This is a genomic window from Streptomyces rubellomurinus (assembly GCF_000961885.1).
Lineage (GTDB): Bacteria > Actinomycetota > Actinomycetes > Streptomycetales > Streptomycetaceae > Kitasatospora > Kitasatospora rubellomurina.
The window spans coordinates 1-285 of sequence record NZ_JZKH01000371.1 but is presented as its reverse complement, the minus strand read 5'-3'; the positions used below and the strand labels follow the sequence as shown (position 1 = coordinate 285).

Below are 285 nucleotides of genomic sequence, written 5' to 3'. Positions count from 1 at the left end.
GCGTTCGGCGGACGGCCGGCTGGAGGTGTTCGCGGCCGGGGCGAACGGCGTCTCGCACGCCTGGCAGACGGCGGTCAACGGCGCGTGGTCGGACTGGGAAAACCTCGGCGGCCCGGGCGGCGCGGAACTCGCCATCGGCTCCGACGCGGACGGCCGACTGGAGATGTTCGCCATCAACGGCACCACCCTCCAGCACCGCTACCAGCTCCAGCCCTCCGGCACCTGGTCCGCCTGGGACACCTTCGGCGGCGGCGGCCACACCATCGCCGTGGGCGCCAACCAGGA

1 protein-coding gene is annotated in these 285 nt (G+C 73.7%); it reads left to right on the top strand.

The window, feature by feature from the left end:
• Positions 1-285 (top strand): DUF8189 domain-containing protein (locus VM95_RS38235; RefSeq protein ID WP_045706368.1); only part of this gene is annotated, 285 nt, incomplete at both ends.